Source organism: Streptococcus pantholopis, assembly GCF_001642085.1.
GTDB classification, from domain to species: domain Bacteria; phylum Bacillota; class Bacilli; order Lactobacillales; family Streptococcaceae; genus Streptococcus; species Streptococcus pantholopis.
This window is the reverse complement of the sequence record NZ_CP014699.1, coordinates 2,159,760-2,184,044: the sequence shown is the minus strand read 5'-3', so window position 1 is coordinate 2,184,044 and position 24,285 is coordinate 2,159,760. Positions and strand designations below refer to the sequence as shown.

Here is a 24,285-nt window from a genome sequence, read left to right as displayed (position 1 = left end):
TAAGACCGCAACGTGCATCCATTTCCTTAGAAAGGAGGTGATCCAGCCGCACCTTCCGATACGGCTACCTTGTTACGACTTCACCCCAATCATCTATCCCACCTTCGGCGGCTGGCTCCATTAGGTTACCTCACCGACTTCGGGTGTTACAAACTCTCGTGGTGTGACGGGCGGTGTGTACAAGGCCCGGGAACGTATTCACCGCGGCGTGCTGATCCGCGATTACTAGCGATTCCGACTTCATGGAGGCGAGTTGCAGCCTCCAATCCGAACTGAGATTGGCTTTCAGAGATTAGCTGGCCGTCACCGACTCGCAACTCGTTGTACCAACCATTGTAGCACGTGTGTAGCCCAGGTCATAAGGGGCATGATGATTTGACGTCATCCCCACCTTCCTCCGGTTTATTACCGGCAGTCTGGCTAGAGTCCCCAACTTAATGATGGTAACTAACCATAAGGGTTGCGCTCGTTGCGGGACTTAACCCAACATCTCACGACACGAGCTGACGACAACCATGCACCACCTGTCTCCTCTGTCCCGAAAGAAAAAACTATCTCTAGTCCTGTCAGAGGGATGTCAAGACCTGGTAAGGTTCTTCGCGTTGCTTCGAATTAAACCACATGCTCCACCGCTTGTGCGGGCCCCCGTCAATTCCTTTGAGTTTCAACCTTGCGGTCGTACTCCCCAGGCGGAGTGCTTATTGCGTTAGCTCCGGCACTAAGCCCCGGATAGGGCCTAACACCTAGCACTCAGCGTTTACGGCGTGGACTACCAGGGTATCTAATCCTGTTTGCTCCCCACGCTTTCGAGCCTCAGCGTCAGTAACAGACCAGAGAGCCGCTTTCGCCGCCGGTGTTCCTCCATATATCTACGCATTTCACCGCTACACATGGAATTCCACTCTCCCCTTCTGTACTCAAGTCCCGCAGTTTCAAAAGCATACATTGGTTAAGCCAATGCCTTTGACTTCTGACTTACGAAACCGCCTGCGCTCCCTTTACGCCCAATAAATCCGGACAACGCTCGGGACCTACGTATTACCGCGGCTGCTGGCACGTAGTTAGCCGTCCCTTCCTCGTATGATACCGTCACAGTGTGAACTTTCCACTCTCACACCCGTTCTTCTCATACAACAGAGCTTTACGAAACGAATTCCTTCTTCACTCACGCGGCGTTGCTCGGTCAGGGTTCCCCCCATTGCCGAAGATTCCCTACTGCTGCCTCCCGTAGGAGTCTGGGCCGTGTCTCAGTCCCAGTGTGGCCGTTCACCCTCTCAGGCCGGCTATGTATCATCGCCTTGGTAGGCCTCTACCCTACCAACTAGCTAATACAACGCAGGTCCATCTCTCAGTGATGCTAGTGCTCCTTTTAATCCTCTAACAGGCGTTAAAAAATCTTATGCGGTATTAGCTATCGTTTCCAATAGTTATCCCCCGCTGAGAGAAAGGTTACCTACGCGTTACTCACCCGTTCGCGACTCACTAATCTGTCCATTAACACGTTAATCAACAAACTGTGCGTTCCACTTGCATGTATTAGGCACGCCGCCAGCGTTCGTCCTGAGCCAGGATCAAACTCTCATTCGAATTTGAACGTTACTCGTTCTTTGTCTGTCGCTGACAGTTTTTTATTTTGACAGGTTAATTCCTTAACCCGCACGTCTTGGTCTTATTCAGTTCTCAAAGGTCAACGCTGCCACTTTTCAGACAACTCCTTTATTCTAGCAAATCAGAACAAAGCTGTCAAGGACTTTTTTCCCCTTTTTCCTCAACCTTAAACTCTGCCCTGAGCTCTCTCTGACAGCTCAATTAGTATAGCATCTCTTACAAGCTGTTGTCAAGGGGTTTTTGGTATTTTTTTAAATATTCTTCTTCGCCATAGCCTCTTTTTATCAAGCCTTGGGCTGAACACTCCAGCAACTGCTGACAAAAAGTGTTGATATAATCATGATCCTGAGCGCTGAGTTGCTTTCGGGAAAAGTATCTGCGCAGAGTCTTATAGTCTCGTCCGTATTTCACAAAAAAATCATTATCAGCCAAAAGCTGTTCAAAAGCTTTTAGGTTGGCTATCAGCCCCAGATGAAAAGCTGTTGGCGCAAATGTGTTGTCAAATTTCTGAGTGCAAACACTACGGAATTCAACTGTTCCTCGCTTTGTCAAGTTCTGGTACTGATAGCTGCGGTGAAAGAACAAATCTCCTTGTTCTGGCTTAATGAGCACCTCCTGCCCTTTCAAGTCAAAAGCGGCGATGGTATCTTTACCTAGATACTCATCGACCCTTATTGGGTCAAAATGCAGACATTTTCCCTTTCTTTCTGCAGTAAATACTGCTGTCTTTGCCAGATTGGCAAAAAACTCTTCTTCTGTTTGGAAATCTTTCTCATTTACTCCCACGTTTTCCTGAAAATAACCATGCATGGAAGCTTCCCAAAAGATGTCTCTGGCAATTTTAGTATCCCAATCTTCGGCGGGAAATTCCGAGTTAGCAAAAAGATAGGCTTTAGCGGCTTCAATTTTATTAAAAGCATTGATAACATTTAAATAATTATCTCGGCTGACATCTAACTGGACTTGATTCCCGCATATAAAAGAACCGTACAGTGGATAAGTATGAAAGGCGAATGACTTCTTCTGCTTGGAACGGGCCAAGAAAGCTAAAAGCATCTGATAACGCGGCAGCCGTACGGCTGAATTGTCATTTAAATTCCAGAAGGGGTGTATTCCTCTTCCTTGCAGTTCATGCTGTCTATCTCTTAAATAGGATTGAATGACTTCAAGATAAATTGAAAATTTTGCTTCTACCTCCTGAATACTTTCTGCCTTGGCAAAAGCAAACTCTAAAGTGTTATACGAAACTTCAAATAAAATGCGGTCTCCATTAGCATTTACTACTTGGATTGGGTTCCCTTCCCAGTCTTGTTCTTCTGCTTCGAAATGCAGGCCGCTGTGGATTAAATAGGACAAAAGCCCCTTTGCAACAGCAAGGTCTGTAGCTTTTTGGGCCAAATTAACAATAGGAAACTCCAGTTCTACACCAATATAGAGTTCTGGCTTCTTCTGAATAGGCAGCAGATATTTTTCTTTTAACAAATGAATCGCTGTGCTCATAGGCCCCTCCTCTTTTGTTTGAGCCTTATTATAGCAAAATTGTACGGAAAAACCAATGGTTGTTGCTCACAGAGGATATCTGAAGTTCGTTTTTATTGAAAATTAACTGCTGTTCTGACTGATAAACTTCCAAATATTTAAAAAACACCTGCTTGCGAAGTCCTTCTACGCATCTAGAAAGATTTCGCAAACAAGTGTTGCTTCATCATGATGAGTGTTACCGCCAGGGAAAACCCAGCGGTAGACCAGAGCTAGACTAAGATTTATCTTTCTTATAAATCCATCATCATAACACTCAACAAAACTGATGATTTATACTAATTCAATGATTGCCATTGGGGCAGCATCGCCACGGCGCGGTTCTGTTTTCAAAATACGCGTATAGCCTCCGTTGCGCTCAGCATAACGGGGTGCAATATCGTCAAACAGTTTTTGTAAAGCTGTAGTTGATACATACTTATCTGCATCATCATCGTAGCTTTCTGACGCAATTTCGTTACGAACAAAAGCAGCAGCCTGGCGGCGTGCATGTAAATCACCGCGTTTACCTAAAGTAATCATCTTTTCAACAGATTTGCGGATTTCTTTAGCACGCGCTTCTGTTGTAACAATAGACTCGTTGATAATCAGATCTGTAGTCAGATCACGAAGCATTGCTTTACGCTGTGAACTTGTACGTCCTAATTTACGATAAGCCATTTTGTCCTCCTATGTTATTTATCGTTTTTCAAGCCCAGACCAAGATCTGCAAGTTTTACTTTTACCTCTTCAAGGCTTTTGCGGCCAAGGTTACGGACTTTCATCATTTCTGGTTCAGTTTTTTCTGTTAAATCAAAAACTGTGTTAATTCCTGCGCGCTTCAAACAATTGTATGAACGCACCGATAAATCCAATTCTTCAATAGTACGATCAAGCACTTGTTCATCATTAACCGTTTCAACTTCCTTCATGACTTCAGCTGTTTTGGCAACTTCTGTTAAATCAGTAAACAAGTTTAAATGTTCAATAAGAACGCGAGCTGAAAGACCTAAGGCATCTTCCGGAATGATTGTGCCGTTAGTCATGATTTCAATTGTTAATTTATCAAAACCGTCATTGCTGCCGACACGGGCAGGCTCCACTTGATAATTAACCTTTTTCACCGGTGTGTATATAGAATCTACTCCCAGTGTTCCCACAGGTGCATCATCTTTTTTATTGTTTTCTGCAGGCACATAACCACGGTTTGTTGCAACAGTCATCGTTGCTTTTAAATTGTAGCCTTCTGCGATTGTAAATAAATAGTGATCAGGATTAACAATTTCAATGTCGCTGTCAGTCAAAATGTCTCCGGCAGTAATTTCTGCAGGACCTTCAACATCAAGTTCAATCATTTTTTCATCATTTACGTAAGATTTTACCGCAAGTCCCTTAATATTAAGGATAATCTGCATAACATCTTCGCGTACACCCGGGATTGTATCAAATTCGTGGAGTACTCCATCAATCTTAATTGATGTTACTGCTGCACCCGGAAGTGAAGACAGAAGTACACGACGAAGAGAATTACCTAGAGTTGTTCCATAGCCGCGCTCCAGCGGTTCGATAACAAATCTGCCATAATCTTTATTTTCATCAATTTTTGTTATTATTGGTTTTTCAAACTCAATCATTTATTTCCCCCTCGAAACGAATCTTGTGTACTACTTACTAATTATATGATTATACACGACGACGTTTTGGAGGACGAGCACCATTATGCGGCACAGGAGTCACATCACGGATTGCAGTCACTTCCAGACCGGCAGCAGCGAGCGCACGAATAGCCGACTCACGACCTGAACCTGGACCTTTCACAGAAACTTCAACAGTTTTGAGCCCATGTTCTTGTGCAGATTTGGCGGCAGCTTCAGAAGCCATTTGGGCAGCAAATGGGGTTGATTTACGTGAACCTTTAAACCCAAGAGCACCAGCCGATGACCAAGCAATTGCATTGCCATGCACATCTGTAATCATAACAATAGTGTTATTAAATGTAGCGTGAATATGAGCAACACCGGATTCGATGTTCTTCTTCACTCGACGCTTACGTGTTGGTTTAGCCAATTTTTGCCACCTCCTATTTTATTTCTTCTTACCAGCAATGGCAACAGCTCTTCCTTTACGAGTACGAGCGTTGTTTTTGGTATTTTGTCCGCGGACAGGCAGGCCGCGGCGATGGCGGATTCCTCTGTATGAGCCAATCTCCATCAGACGTTTGATGTTTAAATTAACTTCGCGGCGAAGATCTCCTTCGACTTTAACATTGTCAACCTCACGGCGAATGGCGTCTTCTTGATCAGTTGTTAAATCTTTAACGCGAATATCCTCTGAAACTTCAGCAGCTGCTAAAATTTTTTTCGCTGTTGGCAAACCGATTCCATAAATATAAGTTAATGAAACAACCACACGTTTATCGTTTGGAATATCCACTCCAGCAATACGAGCCATGTTTTCTCCTTTCTAAATTTCTTTAACCTTGACGTTGCTTGTGTTTTGGATTTGCCGGACAAATCACCATAACACGACCGTTGCGGCGAATAACCTTGCAGTATTCGCAGATTGGTTTAACCGATGGTCTTACCTTCATCTTCAATCCCTCCAATTATTTCGATTATTTAAAGCGGTATGTGATTCGGCCGCGTGTCAAGTCATATGGACTCATCTCAACAGTAACACGATCACCTACCAAAATACGAATGTAGTTCTTCCGGATTTTTCCTGATACAGTTGCTAAAATTTGGTGTCCGTTTTCCAACTCAACAGTAAACATTGCATTGGGCATCGTTTCAACAACCTTACCTTCAATTTCAATCACATCTTCTTTTGCCACGCAAAAGCACCCCCCTAAATTTCGATTTGCTTATCTCTGTGTCCAGAGATAAGCACTATAAGCCAGACTAGCCTATTATATCACGTCTCTTCTGCTTACGCAAGTGAGGCAGAGCAATTATTTCATCGCTTCAACTGCTTTTTTGATAGCTTGAAAAACCGAATCAATCCCTTGGTTTCCTTCGATGTCAAAAACAATCCCTTCCTTGCGGTAATGAGCAAGGATAGGCTCACTTTGCGCAATATTGACGTCAAGACGGTGTTTGACTGTCTCTGGTTTATCATCATCGCGCTGATAATAATCTTCTTCTTTATAGTTTTCATCTTTAACCGGCGGATTAAAAACCTTATGGAAGGTTTCTCCCGTTTTGCGGTTGATAATCCGTCCACTGAGACGTTCCAATAAAGAGGATGGATCAACATCAATATTGATAACGCCATCAAGCTTCAAGCCTAAACCTGACAGAATAGTATCAAGAGCATGAGCCTGCTCAATTGTACGCGGATAGCCGTCAAGCAGAAAGCCTTTCTCAGCAATATCCGCCCGAGCCAAGCGTTCTTTTACGATACCGTCTGTTACTTCATCCGGTACAAGCTCCCCTTTGTCCATATAGGCTTTAGCCTGCAGACCCATCTCAGTTTGATCTGCTATCGCTGCGCGAAACATATCGCCGGTAGAAATATGTACTGTCCCAAACTCATCAACAATCTTGGCTGCCTGAGTGCCTTTGCCTGCACCCGGCAGTCCCATAATCAACAGATTCATGCTAATCTCCTTAGTAAATGCAATAGGCACAACCACACTTTTTGATACAGTTTAAGTCTAATGGCAGTTTGCCCAAAAGTTTTTTCGGCTGCCCGGATTTCTAGAATCTTAAAGAAGCAAATAGGCATCTTAAGTTTTAGAATTCATGGGTTTATCTCAAAATAAGCGAACTTGAGTTTGTCCTAAAGCTTTTCGCAGTCCTTTATTGGATAAACCGGAAAGCTGTCTCAAGTCCGCCATTAATCTGAATATCACAAATCTAAATCCTTGATATACAGCCATCAGCTGATATCAGCTGTATTCATAAAGCCAACATACTGTCTCTTTAAAAGATAGCCTTCCAGCTGTTTCATACCCTCAATGCCTGTTGAAATTAAAATCAAGAGACTGGTACCCCCTAATGCAACGCTTGAAGACAAGTTCAACCATTGCTGAGCAGCGATAGGGCTCAAAGAAACAAAAGCAAGGAAAACTGAGCCGACAGTTGCAAGTTTTTTCAGCAAGGACGACATATACTCTTCAGTTTCCCGACCAGGTCTCACACTAGGAATATAAGAAGAATTTTTCTGCAGATTTTCTGCAGTTTTTCCCGGATTGACCTGGACGAAAGTATAGAAGAAAGAAAAAAGTACAATCAGCAAAGCGTAAACAAACATCCCTGAAGGCGTTTGATAATTTAAAAGATTCTGCAAAGCAGTCAGCCAAGGAATATCCCTTCCATTTTGGAAAAAGGGGATAACCGTGCTGGGAATAGTGGTGATAGAGCTGGCAAAAATGACTGGGATAACACCGGCTGGGTTAACTTTCAAAGGAAGGTAAGAACTAGTCGGTGCTCCTTGCGAAAGCTTCGTATACTGAATCGGAATTTTATACTCAGCCTGCTGAACAAATGTCGTAAAGAAAATAACAGCAAGTGTAGCAAGAACTAAGATACCGACAACAATGAAAGAGTGATTTAATTCACTGGCACGGATATTGACAAAATAGTCCTCATAAATCGTACGGACAGTGTTAGGAATCGACGAGATAATCCCAGCAAAGATGATCATTGAAATACCGTTTCCAAAGCCTTTATCTGTGATTTGCTCCCCCAGCCAAGTCACAATCATACTTCCTGTCGTTAACAGTGCACCAATCAGCAAATAGGTTTGCAGATTAGGTGTTGCCACAATCCCTACACTTGACAAAGTGTTAAAACCGTAGGCGATACCGATAGATTGGACAAAGGCAAACACCAAAGAGATATAGCGGGTCGCCTGATTGAGTTTTCGGCGGCCAACTTCTCCTTGCTTGCTCCACTCAACAAAGCGCGGGACAATGTCCATTTGCAGGAGCTGTACAATGATAGAGGCCGTAATATAAGGACTGACCCCCATTGAAAATACTGAAAAATTGCCCAGAGCATTACCACTCACCAGATTCAGCATATTTAAAAACGGAAGGTCGCTGAGCTGCCCCAGATTTTTAGCATTAATCCCCGGAACGGTGATATGGGTGCCTATTCGAAAGACCAAAATAATAAAAAGCGTAAAGAAAATTTTACTTCTGACATTTTTTATCTTTAAGGCATCTTTGAGTAATTTAAAGAACATAATGAGCTACCTCTCATTAAACGACTTCAGTAGAACCACCTTTAGCAGTGATTGCTGCTTCAGCATTTTTTGAAAATTTAGCTGCTTTAACAGTCAAAGTTTTAGTCAGTTCACCGTTGGCAAGAATTTTCACTCCTGATTTTTCAGAACGGATAATTCCCTTCTTCTTAAGAAGATCCGGTGTCACTTCGGTACCATCTTCAAAAACATTTAACTGCTCAAGACCAACAAGAGCGTATTCTTTGGCGTTAATGTTAGTGAAACCGCGTTTTGGAAGACGGCGGAACAACGGTGTTTGTCCACCTTCAAAACCTGGGCGGATGCTGCCGCCGCTGCGGGCTTTTTGGCCTTTTTGTCCACGGCCGGCTGTTTTACCATTTCCAGATGAGCTGCCGCGACCTACACGTTTACGAACTTTGCGAGAGCCTTGAGCAGGCTTGAGTTCATGAAGTTTCATTTAATTTTCTCCTTATTTGTAAAATGCTAGCGCCAGTAGAGCACAAAGGATTTACGCTCTACCAACTCGCCTCTATTAATTTAGTTTAAGCCGCAAGAAAACTCGCGACTTAACTTTTTATATGCAGCAGTCTGCTAAGCTTAAGAAATAGATTGATCTTTTGCTTTCCTTTAGCCTGTGAAGAGGCAAGACAGCACAGCTGCTTTAACCAGATCAGTTAGCCTTCTTCAACAGCTACCAAATGCGCTACTCTGTTTACCATACCGCGAATGGCTGCATTGTCTTCTTTAACAACTGAACTGTTTATCTTGCTAAGTCCGAGGGCAACAAGTGTTTTTCTTTGCTCTGGTTTGCGTCCGATCGGAGACTTAGTCAAAGTTATTTTAATTTGAGCCATGTCAATCTCCTTTCTTATCCCAAATCAGCTACTGAAAGCCCGCGCAGGGAAGCGACTTCTTCAGCACGTTTAAGCTGTTTCAAACCTTCCATTGTTGCACGCACAATATTGATTGGCGTATTAGAGCCTAACGATTTAGAAGATACATCTGCAATACCTGCTAACTCAACAACGGCACGCACTGCGCCGCCAGCAGCAACTCCGGCCCCTTCAACCGCAGGTTTCAGCAGCACACGTGCTCCGCTGAATTCTGACCGAACTTCATGCGGGATTGTTGTTCCTACCATTGGGACATCAATCATATTTTTCTTAGCAGCCTCTGAAGCCTTACGGATAGCCTCAGGTACTTCCTGCGCTTTACCTGTGCCAAAACCGACATTACCGTTACGGTCGCCGACAACAACTAATGCTGCAAAGCGAAGACGACGGCCCCCTTTAACAACTTTTGTTACTCGGTTAATCGCAACTACACGCTCTTCAAGTTCAACTGCATTATCTTTAAATGCCATTATTCAGTGTCCTCCCTCTTAGAATTTCAATCCATTTTCACGAGCTGAGTCAGCCAAAGCTTTCACACGTCCGTGATAGAGATATCCACCGCGGTCAAACACCACTTCAGAAATACCTTTAGCTACTGCGCGTTCAGCGACTAATTTACCAACAACAGCGGCCTGTTCTGTTTTCGTTCCGTTAGAAACGTCTTTATCAAGAGTTGATGCGCTTGCAAGCGTTACACCCGCTACGTCATCAATTACTTGAGCGTAGATGCCTTTATTAGAACGAAAAACGTTCAAACGTGGGCGATCAGCAGTTCCAGAGAGTTTACCGCGAACGCGACGGTGGCGTTTTTTACGGAGTTTATTTTTATCTGGCTTTGAAATCACAATTTTCACCTCTTAAATATTATTTTTCTTTGTTTCATTACTAAATACAAAGCGCTTAATACGCAGAAACAGAGCCCTGCATATTTTACAGCCTTCCTATTTACCTGTTTTACCTTCTTTGCGGCGAACGTATTCACCAACATAGCGAATACCCTTGCCTTTATATGGCTCAGGAGCACGAAGGCTGCGAATATAAGCAGCTGTCTGACCGACAACCTCTTTATTGATTCCGCTGACAACGATTGATGTTGCTGACGGCACTTCAAAAGTAATACCTTCTGGAGCAGTTACTTCATCTTGGTGGGATTTCCCAACGGAAAGGACGAGTTTTTTGCCTTGAAGCTGAGCACGGTACCCAACCCCTTGCATTTCAAGTTCTTTTTTAAAGCCTTCTGATACACCGACTACCATGTTATTTAAATTAGCACGGCTTGTTCCATGAATCATTTTCATTGCTTTAGAATCGTTGGGGCGATGCAGTGTTACTTCACTGCCTTCAGTTTTAATTTCAATATCCTTGTTAAATTCACGGCTGAGCTCTCCTTTAGGGCCTTTTACCGTAACAAGATTATCTTTATTGGTGATTTCAACACCGGCAGGCAATACAATTGCCTTATTACCAATACGTGACATAATTCAATTTCTCCTGTTAGATTATCAAGCCGCCGCAGGCGACTAGTTTTCACGGGGACTCACAATACAAAGGCTGCAAAAGCCCAGGAAAAGATAGGAAACTTAAGGCAGAAACTCAAGTCGGTCTTTTCACACAGGCTTTAACCCATCTTCAAATGAGTATTTTTAGGCAGAATCTCTTTAGAGACTTTACCAGATATAAGCAATAACTTCTCCGCCAACATTCTTTTGGCGGGCTTCTTTATCCGTCAAAAGACCTTCTGATGTTGAGATGATTGCAGTTCCAAGTCCGTTAAGAACCTTAGGAACGTCTCTCCTTTTGGCGTAGACACGCAGGCCTGGTTTTGAAATACGTTTCAAATTAGTGATGACACGTTCACCGTTGGGCCCGTATTTTAAGAAAACACGAATAATGCCTTGCTTGTTGTCTTCAATAATTTCAACATTTTTTATGAAGCCTTCGCGTTTGAGGATTTCAGCAATCCCTTTTTTGATATTAGATGCAGGCGCCTCAAGCATTTCATGCTTTTCTTGATTGGCATTGCGGATGCGTGTCAAGAAGTCTGCAATTGGGTCAGTCATAACCATTTTATTATTTCTCCTCTATTTACTAGTAGTTTGATACACTCACTTGCTAGTTAATGAATGATACAAAGGCTGCAGCAAAATCTATAATCTTACTCCATTTGTTATGCAGGCAGCCTTATCATTATTACCAAGAAGCTTTTGTTACACCTGGAATTTGGCCTTTATAAGCCAATTCACGGAAGCAAACACGGCAAAGTTTGAATTTGCGGTAAACCGAGTGGGGCCGTCCGCAGCGTTCGCAGCGTGTATAAGCCTGCGTTGAGAACTTTGCAGGTCGCTTGCTCTTAGCAATCATTGATTTTTTAGCCAATTTAAATCCTCCTTTTTATTTCGCAAAAGGCATGCCAAGACCTGTCAGCAATTCACGTGATTCTTCATCAGTATTGGCAGTAGTAACAATGACGATATCCAGCCCGCGAACCTTATCAACATTGTCAAAATTAATTTCAGGGAAAATCAGCTGTTCTCTCACACCAAGTGTATAGTTGCCGCGGCCGTCAAAAGACTTTGTGGAAACACCGTGGAAATCACGGACACGCGGCAGTGAAACAGTTACCAATTTATCTAAGAAATCATACATCCGTTCACCGCGAAGAGTAACTTTTGCACCAATTGCGACACCTTCACGAAGACGGAAGCCAGCAATTGATTTTTTAGCTCTGGTAATCAACGGTTTTTGTCCTGAAATAAGAGCTAATTCTTCAGCTGCTTTTTCAAGGTTCTTCGCATTTGAAACAGCGTCACCCACACCCATATTGAGAACGATCTTCTCAACTTTAGGCACAGCCATCACAGAAGTGTAGTTAAACTTTTCTGTCAAAGCAGGAACAACTTCATTAACATATTTTTCTTTTAAGCGATTTGCCATTATGCCTCTCCTTTCCTTCGTGATTAATCAAGCACTTCGCCTGATTTTTTATTGTAACGGACTTTTTTGCCATCAACAAATTTGTAGCCGACACGCCCTGCAACACCGTTTTTATCCAGCACTTGCACATTTGATGCATCGATTGGCGCTTCTTGCTCAACAATAGCACCTTGAGGGTTAGCTGCATTTGGTTTTTGGTGTTTTTTAACAATAGCAACACCTTCAACAACAACCTTATTTACTTTTGGAAGAGCTTTAAGAACAACGGATTCGACTCCTCTGTCCTTGCCAGCAATAACGCGAACCTTATCGCCTTTTTTTACAAACATTAATTTTCTCCTATGATATTTCTTACGCCCTGAGGGCACCCTAGCTCAAGCTAGGGGACTTCGTTTGTGGTTTAAATAACTTCCGGTGCCAGAGAAACGATCCTCATATAGCCGCCTTCACGCAATTCGCGGGCAACCGGACCAAAGATACGAGTCCCGCGAGGTGTCTTGTCATCACGGATGATAACAGCTGCATTTTCGTCAAATTTAATATAAGAACCATCTGGGCGACGAGCGCCTGATTTTGTACGAACAATAACAGCTTTAACAACATCACCTTTTTTAACAGCACCACCAGGAGTAGCTTGTTTTACCGAAGCAACGATAACATCACCGATATTAGCAATCTTTCGTCCTGAACCACCAAGTACTTTAATAGTCAGGATTTCACGAGCACCGCTATTATCAGCAACTTTCAAGCGAGTTTCTTGTTGAATCATTTCAATTGTCTCCTTTTAGTTTCAATATTAGATAATAACAGCTTTCTCGATCACTTCGACAAGACGGAAATGTTTTGTAGCCGACAGCGGACGAGTTTCCATGATACGAACGATATCGCCTTCTTTAGCGAGGTTGTTTTCATCATGTGCTTTATATTTCTTTGAATAGTTGATACGCTTGCCATAGACTGGGTGATTACGCTTGGTTTCAACTATAACAGTAATTGTTTTGTCCATCTTATCAGACACAACACGTCCAATAAGAACTTTACGTTTATTACGTTCCATTATTAGAAGACTCCTTTCCCAATCTATTCTTTCGTTTCAGCCTGCACAGTCTTAACACGGGCAATTTGTTTTTTTACTTCGCGCAAACGTGCAGTTTGATCAAGCTGACCTGCTGCAGCTTGGAAACGAAGGTCAAATAATTCTTTTTTGAGTTCGTTTTCTTTTTTAGCAAGCTCTTCTTGAGACAAGCCACGAAGCTCTTTAACAAAATCTTTAATTTCTTGAAGTTTCATGTCTTCTCCTTACTCTGCTTCACGTTTTACGAATTTAGTTTTAACCGGCAGCTTGTGACTGGCCAGACGAAGGGCTTCACGCGCCACTTCTTCAGAAACACCTGCAACTTCAAACATTACTTTGCCGCGTTTAACTGGTGCCACCCAGCCTTCAGGTGCCCCTTTACCAGATCCCATACGTACACCGATTGCTTTTGCGGTGTATGATTTATGAGGGAAAATTTTAATCCAAACTTTACCGCCACGTTTCATGTAGCGTGTCATAGCAATACGGGCAGCTTCAATTTGGCGGTTGGAAATCCAGTGGCTGCTTGTTGCCTGAAGACCGTATTCACCAAAATCGACTTGTTTGCCGCCTTTAGCCTCACCACGCATTTTTCCGCGAAATTCGCGGCGGTGTTTAACACGTTTAGGTACTAACATTTGTTATTTCCCTCCTTTAGTGTTTTTACGTTCAGGAAGAACCTCGCCGCGGTAAATCCAGACTTTAACACCGAGTTTACCATAGGTTGTGTCAGCTTCTTCCCAAGCATAATCAATATCAGCACGAAGCGTGTGAAGCGGAACTGTTCCTTCAGAGTAGCCTTCGCTCCGCGCAATATCAGCACCGTTTAAACGGCCGGAAACTTGAGTTTTAATTCCTTTAGCTCCCGCACGCATTGTCCGCTGAATAGCTTGTTTTTGAGCACGGCGGAAAGCAACACGCTGCTCGAGCTGACGGGCAATATTTTCGCCGACGAGATGAGCATCGAGGTCCGGTGCTTTAATTTCAATAATATTGATGTGTACTTGCTTACCTGTCAGTTTATTAAGCTGTGCACGAAGAGCATCAACATTAGAACCGCCTTTCCCGATAACCATACCAGGCTTAGCAGTATGAACTGTTACAATTACTTTATTGACAGCACGCTCAATTTCAATGGTAGAAACTGAAGCATCTGCCAATTCTTTGTTGATAAATTTACGGATCGCCAGATCTTCATGAAGGTAATCCGCGTATTCTTTTTCAGCATACCATTTCGCATCCCAGTCACGGATGATTCCGACACGCATACCAATTGGATGTACTTTTTGACCCACGATTTTACCTCCTTATTTTTCTGCTACAACTACAGTAACGTGAGTTGTCCGTTTGTTAATCGGCGAAGCCGACCCTTTCGCACGGGGACGGAAACGTTTCATCGTCGGTCCCTCATTAGCGAATGTTTCAGATACCACTAAATCAGCCTTCTCTAAACCAAAGTTGTTTTCTGCATTGGCGATGGCTGAATTAAGGGTTTTTTCAACCACACGAGCGGCTTTATTAGGTGTAAACTTTAAAATTGCAATTGCGTCAGCAACATTTTTCCCTCGAATAAGATCAAGCACAAGACGTGTTTTCCGAGGCGAAACACGCACTGTACGAGCCATTGCTTTAGCTGAAGTAATTTCTGCCATTGTGTTTTCTCCTCCTATTAACGACGTGTTCTCTTATCGTCAGCTGCGTGACCTTTGTAAGTTCTAGTCGGTGCAAATTCACCTAGCTTATGGCCTACCATGTCTTCCTGAATATAGACAGGAACATGTTTGCGGCCATCGTAAACAGCGATTGTATAACCAATAAAACTAGGGAAAATCGTTGAACGACGTGACCATGTTTTAATAACTTTTTTCTTTTCATCGTTAGCCTGAGCTTCAATTTTTTTCATCAAGTGCTCATCGACGAAAGGGCCTTTTTTAAGACTGCGTCCCATTTTAATTTTTCTCCTTTAAATAGATACCACAGCGGCTTGGGAATAAGACAGAAAAATCGTATAATCCCTCTGTACAAGCGTTTCTGCCGGCAAACTAGAAGATTGAACTATGCCCATTGCCGTAGAACCGGTTTACAGAGGCAGATTTATCTGTCCTTACCCTACCGAGCTGGCGGATGTTAGTAGTGATAAAGCGTGTCAGTGTATTTTCCCTGCCCGAAGTAGACTCCCCAGCAAGCAAAATACACAGCCGCTCATTTGATTTTGCAGCTAATCGTTGTTCAAACGCCTATTTTTCGTTACGGCGACGAACAATAAGTTTATTAGATTTAGCTTTTTTACTCCGTGTTTTCAAGCCCAGTGCAGGTTTGCCCCATGGAGTAGAAGGCGCTTTGCGTCCAACCGGCGCTTTACCTTCACCACCACCGTGCGGGTGGTCATTAGGGTTCATTACGGAACCGCGAACTGTAGGGCGAATCCCTTTCCAGCGGCTGCGCCCAGCCTTACCGACATTGATTAGGCTTTGCTGTTCATTCCCGACAGTACCTATTGTTGCCCGGCAAGTGCCCAGAATCATCCGAACTTCGCCTGACTGCAGGCGTACAAGCACGTATTTGCCCTCCTGCCCCAGCACTTGGGCTGATGCGCCGGCAGCACGGATAAGCTCAGCTCCTCTGCCTGGCTTAAGTTCAATATTGTGAACAATAGTACCGACCGGAATATTTGCTAACGGCAGAGCATTCCCAACCTTAATATCAGCATCAGGACCGGATACAATGCGGTGCCCAACTTCGAGGCCTTTCGGCGCAAGAATATAGGCCTTTACCCCATCTGTATAGTGCACCAAAGCGATATTAGCTGTACGGTTCGGATCATATTCAATTGTCTTAACAACTGCTTCAACGCCGTCTTTATTACGTTTGAAGTCAATCAAACGGTAGTGGCGCTTATGTCCCCCGCCCTGATGGCGGACAGTGATGCGGCCTTGGTTATTGCGGCCGGCCTTGCTCTTCAAAGGAACAAGTAATGATTTCTCCGGAGTTGTTGTAGTGATTTCTGCAAAATCCAAAGAAGTCATATTACGACGGCCATTTGTCGTTGGTTTATAAACTTTAATACCCACCTTATTTCCTCCTTAGATTATTCAGCTTCTGTTTCAAATAAATCGATTGATTTAGAATCAGCTGTCAGTGTGACAATAGCTTTCTTAGTCTTGTTTGTAAAGCCGGTATAGCGGCCGACACGTTTAGCTTTAGGTTTAACGTTAATCGTGTTAACACTGGCAACCTTAACACCTTCAAAAGCAGCTTCAATAGCTTGTTTAATCAAGAGTTTGTGCGCACGTGTGTCAACCTCAAAAGTATACTTCCCTGATTCTAAATCATAGGTTGCTTTTTCGGTAATAACGGGCTTTTTAATGACATCGTATAAATTCATTATGCAAGAACCTCCTCAATTTTAGAGATTGCTTCTTTAGTAACCAAAATCTTGTCACTGTTAACAATATCAAGAACACTTGCGGTCTCTGCTGTAGCCACCGCTACACCCGGAAGATTGCGGGCTGACAGTTCAGCAAAACGATTACCTTCTTCAAGGATAACAAGAATTTTTGAATCAACATTAAGCGCAGCGAGAGTTTTTGCAAACTCAGCAGTTTTAGGAGCTGCGAATGAAAGAGCGTCTACAGCAATCAATTTATCTTCAGCAACTTTCGCCGAATAAACGGACTTCAAAGCAAGCCGGCGAACTTTTTGCGGAAGCTTATAAGCATATGAACGCGGAGTCGGTCCAAAGACAACACCGCCGCCGCGCCATTGCGGAGCACGGATAGAACCTTGACGGGCACGCCCGGTACCTTTTTGGCGCCACGGTTTACGTCCGCCGCCGCGCACTGCAGAACGGTTTTTCACTGCATGCGTCCCTTGGCGTAGGCTGGCACGCTGGCTGATTAAGACATCAAAAACAACCGCTTCATTCGGTTCAATACCAAAAACAGCATCGTTTAAAGTGATTTCGCTGACTTCTTTACCAGTCTGGTCAAATAGTTTTACGTTGGCCATTTTTACTGATTTCCCCTTTCCTTATTATTTAGCAGCTTTAACTGCTGATTTGATGATAACAAGAGATTTTTTAGCCCCCGGCACATTTCCTTTAATAAGGATAGCATTTTTCTCCGGAATCACTTGCACCACTTCGAGGTTTTGCACAGTTACACGGTTACCGCCCATTTGTCCTGCCAATTTCTTACCCTTGAAGACACGGTTAGGATCAACCGGCCCCATAGAGCCCGGACGGCGGTGATAGCGCGAACCGTGTGACATAGGACCGCGTGATTGTCCATGGCGCTTAATCGCCCCTTGAAAACCTTTTCCTTTTGTTGTCCCAGTGACATCAACTACATCACCGGCTTCGAAAGTATCAACTGTAATTTCCTGACCAACTTCCAAGCCTTCAATGTTTTTGAATTCACGAATGAAGCGCTTAGGAGCTGTGTCAGCTTTTGCTGCATGGCCTTGAGCGGGTTTGTTACTCAGCACTTGACGTTTGTCATCAAAACCGACTTGAACAGCTTCATAGCCGTCTGTTTCAACAGTTTTAACCTGAAGAACGACATTCGGTGTCGCTTCAATGACCGTTACAGGAATAAATTCACCGTTTTCCGTGAAGATTTGAGTCATTCCCACTTTTTTCCCTAAGATTCCTTTTGTCATGAGAACTATTTCCTTTACTTATTAATTATGGTTTGATTTTTTGTGAGCCTTCCCGCTCAGAAAGTTTTTATTGTCAGAGTGCTTTCAAACTCTGTGAAATCGCTTCTTAAAGCTTGATTTCGACATTAACTCCGCTTGGCAGATCCAGTTTCATCAAAGCATCCACTGTTTTCTGAGTTGGATTGATAATATCAATCAAACGCTTATGAGTCCGCATTTCAAACTGTTCACGAGAATCTTTATACTTGTGAGTTGCGCGGATAACAGTGTAAAGACTGCGTTCTGTCGGCAGCGGAACCGGTCCGGCTACTGCTGCACCAGTGCGCGCTGTCGTTTCAACAATCTTTTCAGCCGCTGCGTCCAATGTGCGATGTTCGTACGCCTTCAGGCGGATACGGATTTTTCTATTTGCCATCTTTTCTCCTCTCGTCTATTTACGATAATAGGCTAGCTCTTCAAGAAAACCGACAGGCGGTTGCGTGGCAATGCAACCGAGCGTGTCGCAACCTCTTGCATCATAGCTAAAGCTGCTTTTTACAGCACCCACCTATAATATCAGATTTGACAAGGCTTTGCAAGGGGTTTTTACAGATTTTTTTGATTTAAGAGCAAGAAAAGGTTTTCACACAAAAAAGCGCAGGCTAAACTGTAATTGTCTACCTAAACGCTTTCTTCTGTTACCTGATGTCCAATACCCTTTCGCCTCCTGTTCAGCTCCCAAACTGAATATGCTTAGACAGACTGGACTGGGAAATAAATGTTTGTTCAGCGGCTTCTGAATAATTCTCTGTTTTAGCCAATACAATAAATTCCTTAATATGATCGAGGACCATAATATTACCTACTTCTCTTTTGCATATACCGTTTGTATTTGTAATAGAGGAACAGCCACCTAAACAAATTATCCATAAGCGTAGCCAGCCAAACACCAGAAAGACCTAAACCCAGCCAAAGGCCCAAAACGTAGCCGAGCACTACCCGAATCAGCCACATTCCGACAGTTGTCGCGTACAAGGGAAGCTTTGCCTGTCCAAGCCCCTGCCAGACAGCTGTAAAAATCAAGGTCCCGGCAGTAGCAGGACTGCCGATAAAAGAGAAAAATAACACAACTAAGCTGGCCTGAACTGCTCCTGTATCTGATGTAAAGAGATAGGTTAAATATCGGCCGCAGAAAAAGGTCAAGGTCCCAATCAGCAGCATCAAAACCAGAGAAATCAGATAAGAATCTCTGACTAAAGCCTGAATTTCTTTTTCATTCCCCTCACCAAGACTATGGGCAACCAATATTACAGCTGCCGTTGCCACACCCATACCGGGCATATAATTAAACTGAGTCAAGGTCTCCCCGATAGCATTACCGGCAACAACTGCTGTACCAAACTGAACGACTAGGGCTACCACAACAATGTCACCAGCACGCATCATTAAACGTTCAGCTGCGGCAGGCAGGGCCAGGCCAAGTAAGTCTTTATCTGCTCTTGGCCGTAGCTGCCTAAAAATCTCTTTAAGAGGGAGCTGGCTACCTAAGATAATAACTCCCAACAGGCGGGAAAAAACTGTCGCTCCGGCAACTCCTGCCACTCCCCATTTAAAAACGAAGACAGCCCAGGCGGACAAAAAAGCGTTCAGAAAATTAATCAATAAACTGACCGTCATGGGCAGCACAAACTTCCCCTGTGCCCGTAAAAGGGCCCCAAAAGTTATCATCAAAGCGAGACTTATCACCAAGCCCCCCACAATTATCAAGTAAAGACCGCCCTCCTGTGTCACAGGAGGGGCAGTTCCTAATATCCGTAAAACCGTTCTGCCAAACAGCAGGGAGAACAGACCTAAAACAAGACCTAAGACAAGTGTTATAAAAACAGATTCGGCTTGATAGTGCCTGATTTTTGCATCATCTCTTTCACCGTAGCTCTTAGCTATCAGACTGGAGACCGCGCTGCCAAGAGCAATAAAAAGCGCTTGATAAACAGTAATGATATTATTAGCAACTGATACGCCGGAAACAGCGGCCAAACCCACCTGAGCTACCAGATAATTATCTGCAATCCCCATAAGCATCTGCAGAAAATTTTCTCCCATAGCCGGCAAAGCCAGTCTAATAATTTTCTTTTTTGAATTCATAGTACAACACGAGACAGTTAAACCACAGACAGCAGCTTTAATTTAAATAGTTAGTATTCCTATGAAGTGGAGGCAAACAGTCTAAGTAGGCAAAACTAGAACAGCTTTTTAAGAAAGCCCCAGACAATTCTCGACGGCCTCCTGCATGGCCTTAACAGCGACAACCCTTTTATGGCGGACATCCGCCTTTTCCAAACCGGCAACTGCCTGAGGAATGTCAACACCTGATAAGGTGTGCAGCTCGCCTACTGCAGCGAAATCATCAGCTGCATCTTTACCTGTCACTGCTTCCACTGCGACACGCGGAAACTTATAGGGACTGGCTGTTGAGACGATAACGGCAGGTCTTTGGTCCCCTGAACGCTCCGCATAAGTCTGGTAAACGGCAGAGGCCACCGCTGTATGAGGATCCTCAATATAGCCTGAAAGATCATAGAGACGCTTAATTTCAGCAGCAGTCTCGTCTTCTGTCGCAAAGCCCGCCGCAAATAAATCAAAAATACTTTGATTGACCTTAGCCAAACTGTACTCCCCCTGTTTAGCTAAGTTATCCATCAAGCTTTTTGTTGCTGCGGCATCATTGCCGAGCAGATGGAAAAGCAGGCGTTCCAAATTGGAGGAGACAAGGATATCCATAGAAGGGCTGGTCGTCACCCGAAAATCACGTTTTTTATCATAGATTCCGCTCTCAAAAAAGTCGGTTAAGACCTTGTTTTCATTTGAAGCACAGATCAGTTTGCCGATAGGCAGTCCGATTTGATAGGCATAATAAGCCGCTAAAATATTGCCAAAATTACCTGTTGGGACCGCGACATTAATGGCCTCTCCGGCTTTAATCTCTCCTGTCTTGACAAGCTGGGCATAAGCATAAACATAATAGACAATCTGCGGCACCAAGCGGCCGATATTCATTGAATTCGCCGAAGAGAACTGCATATGATGCTCCAGAAGCTCCTGCCGTAAATTTGGGTTATTGAACATCTCTTTAACCCTAGTCTGCGCATCATCGAAATTCCCTTCTATAGCGATAACATGCGTGTTGGATCCTTTTTGAGTCGTCATCTGCAGCTCTTGGATTTTGCTCACCCCGCCTTTAGGGTAAAAGACTATGATTTCTGTCCCTGGGACATCAGCAAAACCAGCCATGGCCGCCTTTCCCGTATCCCCTGATGTCGCTGTCAGGATAACAATTTTATTGTCCACTCCTTGTTTTTTTGCAGCTGTTGTCAGCAAATACGGCAAAATAGAAAGTGCCATATCTTTAAACGCAATAGTCGAGCCATGAAACAGCTCCAAATGATACTGTCCCTTTAGCTTAACAAGCGGAGCAATAGCGGGTGTATCAAATTTCGCATCATAGGCAGATGTGATACAGTAATCAAGTTCTTCTTCTGTAAAATCATCCAGAAAAGCAGACAAAATCAATTTAGCCACTTCTTGATAAGAAGCATGCTGCAGTTGGTCAAAGTTGAGATTGAGCTTTGGAACTGACAAAGGAGTGAAAAGGCCTCCATCAGCAGCTAACCCCTGCAGGATAGCCTTACTGGCCGTTACTCTGTTTTTTTCATCGCGTGTTGATTGATAGATTAAGGTCATAAGTCATCCTCTTTTACTAGAATAGTCTTTTGTAAGCATTATACCATAATTTTCTGAATATTTGAGTAAGACCGGCCAGGAAATAGTAATAGTTGCCCAATGGCTGCCAAAATACAAATGGACAGGCCGGACAACAAAAGCACCTTTAGATTTTTACCGCAGGGTGAAGGTAAAAAATCTAGAGGTGCTGCTTTCATCATCGCACTAACAATAACTATCAATTAATATTCCCAACGTGAGTCTACTCCAGCAATGGAAATCCAAACTGTTGCTAAAACGTCATAGAACAATTCAGTCATTTTTATCCCCCTTATTTTTCTGACATCCTTTGTCACCATTATTATAGCTCTATCTTTTTTGTTTGTAAACAGCTAATCAGAAATTTTTTAAGAGCAAACGATTTCATTTTGTCTAAAGTTTAAATCTGCGGAAATCACATACTGCATTTAAAAAGCAGACGGATACCCCTGGTTATTTCACTGTCATAGATCTGTCCTTCATCCTTATACTGTTTTCACTCTGATTCTCCCTTTGCCGGCTGTTTGGCAGCTTTTTGGATAGCTTTCTGAATAGTTTCCACATAGAGGTTAGCTCCCTGATCATTGGCATCACTATAATGAACGCCATCCGTTCCGTTCCAAATAGCCGGATTGTCTACAGCAGCCTGATACCAGTCAGCTACCGTTAAATAATCGTAGGTTTTACTCAGCTGCAGTTCATAGTCACGAACCTCTGAGACCTGTGTGATATCTTTGGAATTATATGGAGTAACCAAAACCAGACGGTAACCGTCAGGAAGGGCATCAATAAATTGCTGAATATCTTCTTGGTAATGATCCAGCGCATTAACACCAACCGCCAGTACAACAATTCTGGATAGGGTATTGCTTGTCAGATGGTTTTGAAAAATCGTAAAGGCATCATCAAAATCACGGCTGACCGAAGCATCCAGCTGAGCTTCCGGCAAAAGCGAAGTAAAAGCATCACTTGAACGCAGAGCAACTGAATCGCCTATAACCATCACATCACTGAGTGCCGTTGCATCTCCTGCTGCCAGTGTATGGGTTCGCTCAAGATTTGTTTGAGCCTGTTTTAAGGAGTTAACCGTTAATTCTCTTTCAAAAGCTCCAACATTAGGGGCTATAATTATTGTTACAAGGGTTACCAAAGCTAAAAATCCGGCAGAACCATACAGCCATTTTTTATAAGGCGTCAGATCAAAGTCAATGCCCAGAAGTCTGACAGATTTCCCTGCAATAAAAGGCTCGATGATATAGTAAGATAAAACTGAAAAAACAAGAGAGAAAAAAACTGTCAAAAGAACAGCTAAGCTATTAGGCAGAAGCTGACTGAAAATAATGTAAAAAGGCCAGTGAAAAAGATACATGCCATAACTGATATCCGCCAAAAAAGTAATAATCAGCGGTTCTTTGAGATCAGGTGTTTTATCATGAAGCACCCGCGCCGAATAAATCATCAGCACAGTAAAAAAGCTGGCCAGGAAAAAACCAAAAAGATAGGTTATAAGACTGTTAAAATCAAGCAGTAGACTCAGCAGCAGAAGAAGAGAGAAGCTGCCGGCCATTACAGAGAGAGCGCGTCGGGCTGACCACAGGCGGGAATTGCGCTTAAACCGCGCAGTCGTTTCCGACACCCCTGATACCGTAGCAGCCATCGCCCCTAAGAAAAAGGGGAAAGTGTGGGAAAGCGTTGAAAAATAAACACTGGAAACATTGTCTACAAAAAAAGCCCGGACAAACATACTGCCAAAACTAAGCGCAAAGAGAGCAGCTGACAGAACAAAGATAAAGCTTCTCAGTTTATTTTTATCATAGCCTTGTCTGGCCAGCCACCAGACCAGAATCCCCCAAATAATATAAAAATGAACCTCAATGGCTAAACTCCAAGTATGCACAAAAAGATGGGGAATAAACTGTGTTTCATAATTCCCGCCTGTGATAATTTCATAAAAATTGGTCGTAAAACCAACGGCTCCTGCAATCTGCCGGCCGATACCCGCAATAAAATCCGAACGTACCAAATAGACAAACGGTATCGTGCATAATATCATCAGTACCAAAGGAGGGACAATACGGTAAAAACGCCTTCTAAAAAAACCGATTAAGTCAATATGCTTATTTTTAGCATACTCATCTATCAGTAAAGCAGTAATCAGATAGCCTGAGAAAGTAAAGAAGATATCAACGCCGATAAAACCGCCGGAAAAAGTATTTTTAAAGAAATGATACAATAAAACCAGCAGTAAGCCAGAAATACGTATTAAAGAAAACCATTTTATTCTCATTTTTGATAAATCCCCTGTATAAAGGTCCCTGTATAAACTTCGCCGTTTTTAGCCTTTAAGGTTCCTTTCCCGTCTGCCTGGCCGTTTTTAAAACTGCCGCTGTAAGACCAGCCATTGCTTGACGTAAAGGTCCCCTGTCCGTTAAAAACGCCGTTGGTGAAGTGGCCTTCATAAACATCACCGTTCTCATAGGTCAACTTTCCCTGACCATTCATCCGATTATTGACAACATAGCCCGTGTAGTTTATTTTATTGTCATCGTAAGTTAAAACAGCTCTCCTTTTAAAAGACAGGGGAAGTACAGATAAGCCGCACACTAAGATAAGAAGCAGGCATAAAATCTCTATTTTCTTTCGTGTCAGCCCTAATTTTTTAATCATTAT

35 protein-coding genes and 1 rRNA gene are annotated in these 24,285 nt (G+C 43.3%); all 36 read right to left on the bottom strand.

Going from position 1 to position 24,285, the window contains the following annotated elements:
• Positions 1–30: 30 nt before the first annotated feature.
• Positions 31–1,587, bottom strand: a 16S ribosomal RNA gene (locus A0O21_RS10215).
• Positions 1,588–1,824: 237 nt separating this feature from the next.
• Positions 1,825–3,108 (bottom strand): glutamate-cysteine ligase family protein, encoded by a 1,284-nt coding sequence (locus A0O21_RS10210; protein WP_067064875.1) that lies wholly within the window; start codon positions 3,106–3,108, stop codon positions 1,825–1,827.
• A 312-nt stretch (positions 3,109–3,420) separates the two neighbouring features.
• Positions 3,421–3,807 (bottom strand): 50S ribosomal protein L17, encoded by a 387-nt coding sequence (gene rplQ, locus A0O21_RS10205; protein ID WP_067064873.1) that lies wholly within the window; start codon positions 3,805–3,807, stop codon positions 3,421–3,423.
• Positions 3,808–3,821: 14 nt separating this feature from the next.
• Positions 3,822–4,760 carry a DNA-directed RNA polymerase subunit alpha gene (locus A0O21_RS10200; RefSeq protein ID WP_067064870.1) on the bottom strand — a complete coding sequence of 313 codons (939 nt, stop codon included), beginning with the start codon at positions 4,758–4,760 and terminating at the stop codon, positions 3,822–3,824.
• 49 nt (positions 4,761–4,809) lie between these two features.
• Positions 4,810–5,193 (bottom strand): 30S ribosomal protein S11, encoded by a 384-nt coding sequence (gene rpsK / locus A0O21_RS10195; RefSeq protein WP_067064867.1) that lies wholly within the window; start codon positions 5,191–5,193, stop codon positions 4,810–4,812.
• An 18-nt stretch (positions 5,194–5,211) separates the two neighbouring features.
• Complete coding sequence (rpsM, locus tag A0O21_RS10190; RefSeq protein ID WP_067064864.1) at positions 5,212–5,577, bottom strand: 30S ribosomal protein S13; 366 nt, start codon at positions 5,575–5,577, stop codon at positions 5,212–5,214.
• Between the two features lie 22 nt (positions 5,578–5,599).
• A complete protein-coding gene (gene rpmJ, locus A0O21_RS10695; protein WP_001808836.1) occupies positions 5,600–5,716 on the bottom strand; it encodes a 50S ribosomal protein L36 in 117 nt (38 codons plus the stop codon).
• A gap of 24 nt (positions 5,717–5,740) precedes the next feature.
• Complete coding sequence (gene infA, locus A0O21_RS10185) at positions 5,741–5,959, bottom strand: translation initiation factor IF-1 (RefSeq protein ID WP_001040189.1); 219 nt, start codon at positions 5,957–5,959, stop codon at positions 5,741–5,743.
• A 117-nt stretch (positions 5,960–6,076) separates the two neighbouring features.
• Positions 6,077–6,724: an adenylate kinase gene (locus A0O21_RS10180; protein ID WP_067064862.1), complete on the bottom strand. Its 648-nt coding sequence runs from the start codon at positions 6,722–6,724 to the stop codon at positions 6,077–6,079.
• A gap of 281 nt (positions 6,725–7,005) precedes the next feature.
• Positions 7,006–8,316 (bottom strand): preprotein translocase subunit SecY, encoded by a 1,311-nt coding sequence (gene secY / locus A0O21_RS10175; RefSeq protein WP_067064852.1) that lies wholly within the window; start codon positions 8,314–8,316, stop codon positions 7,006–7,008.
• Positions 8,317–8,332: 16 nt separating this feature from the next.
• On the bottom strand, positions 8,333–8,773 hold the full coding sequence (rplO, locus tag A0O21_RS10170) for a 50S ribosomal protein L15 (protein ID WP_067064847.1): 441 nt from the start codon (positions 8,771–8,773) through the stop codon (positions 8,333–8,335).
• A gap of 217 nt (positions 8,774–8,990) precedes the next feature.
• Entirely contained in the window at positions 8,991–9,170 is a 180-nt protein-coding gene (rpmD, locus tag A0O21_RS10165; protein ID WP_067064841.1) for a 50S ribosomal protein L30, read from the bottom strand.
• Between the two features lie 14 nt (positions 9,171–9,184).
• The gene (rpsE, locus tag A0O21_RS10160; protein WP_067064834.1) at positions 9,185–9,679 is read right to left on the bottom strand and encodes a 30S ribosomal protein S5; all 495 of its coding nucleotides are present in this window, start codon (positions 9,677–9,679) and stop codon (positions 9,185–9,187) included.
• A gap of 18 nt (positions 9,680–9,697) precedes the next feature.
• Positions 9,698–10,054 (bottom strand): 50S ribosomal protein L18, encoded by a 357-nt coding sequence (rplR, locus tag A0O21_RS10155; protein WP_067064831.1) that lies wholly within the window; start codon positions 10,052–10,054, stop codon positions 9,698–9,700.
• Between the two features lie 96 nt (positions 10,055–10,150).
• Positions 10,151–10,687, bottom strand: a complete 537-nt coding sequence (rplF, locus tag A0O21_RS10150) for a 50S ribosomal protein L6 (protein WP_067064829.1) — start codon at positions 10,685–10,687, stop codon at positions 10,151–10,153.
• Positions 10,688–10,876: 189 nt separating this feature from the next.
• The gene (rpsH, locus tag A0O21_RS10145) at positions 10,877–11,275 is read right to left on the bottom strand and encodes a 30S ribosomal protein S8 (RefSeq protein WP_067064826.1); all 399 of its coding nucleotides are present in this window, start codon (positions 11,273–11,275) and stop codon (positions 10,877–10,879) included.
• A gap of 124 nt (positions 11,276–11,399) precedes the next feature.
• Positions 11,400–11,585, bottom strand: coding sequence for a type Z 30S ribosomal protein S14 (locus A0O21_RS10140; protein WP_067064824.1), 186 nt, complete (start codon positions 11,583–11,585; stop codon positions 11,400–11,402).
• Between the two features lie 15 nt (positions 11,586–11,600).
• Positions 11,601–12,143 carry a 50S ribosomal protein L5 gene (rplE, locus tag A0O21_RS10135; RefSeq protein WP_067064822.1) on the bottom strand — a complete coding sequence of 181 codons (543 nt, stop codon included), beginning with the start codon at positions 12,141–12,143 and terminating at the stop codon, positions 11,601–11,603.
• 23 nt (positions 12,144–12,166) lie between these two features.
• Positions 12,167–12,472, bottom strand: a complete 306-nt coding sequence (gene rplX, locus A0O21_RS10130; protein WP_067064820.1) for a 50S ribosomal protein L24 — start codon at positions 12,470–12,472, stop codon at positions 12,167–12,169.
• Positions 12,473–12,543: 71 nt separating this feature from the next.
• Complete coding sequence (gene rplN, locus A0O21_RS10125; protein WP_067064818.1) at positions 12,544–12,912, bottom strand: 50S ribosomal protein L14; 369 nt, start codon at positions 12,910–12,912, stop codon at positions 12,544–12,546.
• 27 nt (positions 12,913–12,939) lie between these two features.
• On the bottom strand, positions 12,940–13,200 hold the full coding sequence (gene rpsQ, locus A0O21_RS10120; protein ID WP_067064815.1) for a 30S ribosomal protein S17: 261 nt from the start codon (positions 13,198–13,200) through the stop codon (positions 12,940–12,942).
• Positions 13,201–13,223: 23 nt separating this feature from the next.
• Positions 13,224–13,433 carry a 50S ribosomal protein L29 gene (gene rpmC / locus A0O21_RS10115; protein WP_067064813.1) on the bottom strand — a complete coding sequence of 70 codons (210 nt, stop codon included), beginning with the start codon at positions 13,431–13,433 and terminating at the stop codon, positions 13,224–13,226.
• Positions 13,434–13,442: 9 nt separating this feature from the next.
• On the bottom strand, positions 13,443–13,856 hold the full coding sequence (gene rplP / locus A0O21_RS10110; RefSeq protein ID WP_067064810.1) for a 50S ribosomal protein L16: 414 nt from the start codon (positions 13,854–13,856) through the stop codon (positions 13,443–13,445).
• A gap of 3 nt (positions 13,857–13,859) precedes the next feature.
• Entirely contained in the window at positions 13,860–14,513 is a 654-nt protein-coding gene (gene rpsC, locus A0O21_RS10105; protein ID WP_067064808.1) for a 30S ribosomal protein S3, read from the bottom strand.
• A 12-nt stretch (positions 14,514–14,525) separates the two neighbouring features.
• Entirely contained in the window at positions 14,526–14,870 is a 345-nt protein-coding gene (gene rplV / locus A0O21_RS10100) for a 50S ribosomal protein L22 (RefSeq protein WP_067064805.1), read from the bottom strand.
• A 17-nt stretch (positions 14,871–14,887) separates the two neighbouring features.
• A complete protein-coding gene (gene rpsS / locus A0O21_RS10095; RefSeq protein ID WP_003079295.1) occupies positions 14,888–15,166 on the bottom strand; it encodes a 30S ribosomal protein S19 in 279 nt (92 codons plus the stop codon).
• A 289-nt stretch (positions 15,167–15,455) separates the two neighbouring features.
• Positions 15,456–16,289 carry a 50S ribosomal protein L2 gene (gene rplB / locus A0O21_RS10090; protein WP_067064803.1) on the bottom strand — a complete coding sequence of 278 codons (834 nt, stop codon included), beginning with the start codon at positions 16,287–16,289 and terminating at the stop codon, positions 15,456–15,458.
• Positions 16,290–16,306: 17 nt separating this feature from the next.
• On the bottom strand, positions 16,307–16,603 hold the full coding sequence (locus A0O21_RS10085; protein WP_067064800.1) for a 50S ribosomal protein L23: 297 nt from the start codon (positions 16,601–16,603) through the stop codon (positions 16,307–16,309).
• Positions 16,603–17,226, bottom strand: a complete 624-nt coding sequence (gene rplD / locus A0O21_RS10080; RefSeq protein ID WP_067064797.1) for a 50S ribosomal protein L4 — start codon at positions 17,224–17,226, stop codon at positions 16,603–16,605. The genes A0O21_RS10085 and rplD overlap by 1 nt, the downstream gene beginning before the upstream one ends.
• 24 nt (positions 17,227–17,250) lie before the next feature.
• A complete protein-coding gene (gene rplC, locus A0O21_RS10075; RefSeq protein WP_067064795.1) occupies positions 17,251–17,877 on the bottom strand; it encodes a 50S ribosomal protein L3 in 627 nt (208 codons plus the stop codon).
• 106 nt (positions 17,878–17,983) lie between these two features.
• A complete protein-coding gene (gene rpsJ, locus A0O21_RS10070; protein WP_067064793.1) occupies positions 17,984–18,292 on the bottom strand; it encodes a 30S ribosomal protein S10 in 309 nt (102 codons plus the stop codon).
• 295 nt (positions 18,293–18,587) lie between these two features.
• The gene (locus A0O21_RS10750) at positions 18,588–18,710 is read right to left on the bottom strand and encodes a helix-turn-helix domain-containing protein (RefSeq protein WP_148660302.1); all 123 of its coding nucleotides are present in this window, start codon (positions 18,708–18,710) and stop codon (positions 18,588–18,590) included.
• 4 nt (positions 18,711–18,714) lie between these two features.
• Positions 18,715–20,001, bottom strand: a complete 1,287-nt coding sequence (locus tag A0O21_RS10065; protein ID WP_067064791.1) for an MATE family efflux transporter — start codon at positions 19,999–20,001, stop codon at positions 18,715–18,717.
• Between the two features lie 108 nt (positions 20,002–20,109).
• Positions 20,110–21,597, bottom strand: coding sequence for a threonine synthase (gene thrC / locus A0O21_RS10060; RefSeq protein ID WP_067064789.1), 1,488 nt, complete (start codon positions 21,595–21,597; stop codon positions 20,110–20,112).
• A gap of 514 nt (positions 21,598–22,111) precedes the next feature.
• Positions 22,112–23,902, bottom strand: a complete 1,791-nt coding sequence (locus A0O21_RS10055; protein WP_067064786.1) for an acyltransferase family protein — start codon at positions 23,900–23,902, stop codon at positions 22,112–22,114.
• Complete coding sequence (locus tag A0O21_RS10050) at positions 23,899–24,282, bottom strand: MORN repeat-containing protein (protein ID WP_067064784.1); 384 nt, start codon at positions 24,280–24,282, stop codon at positions 23,899–23,901. The genes A0O21_RS10055 and A0O21_RS10050 overlap by 4 nt, the downstream gene beginning before the upstream one ends.
• Between the last annotated feature and the right edge of the window lie 3 nt (positions 24,283–24,285).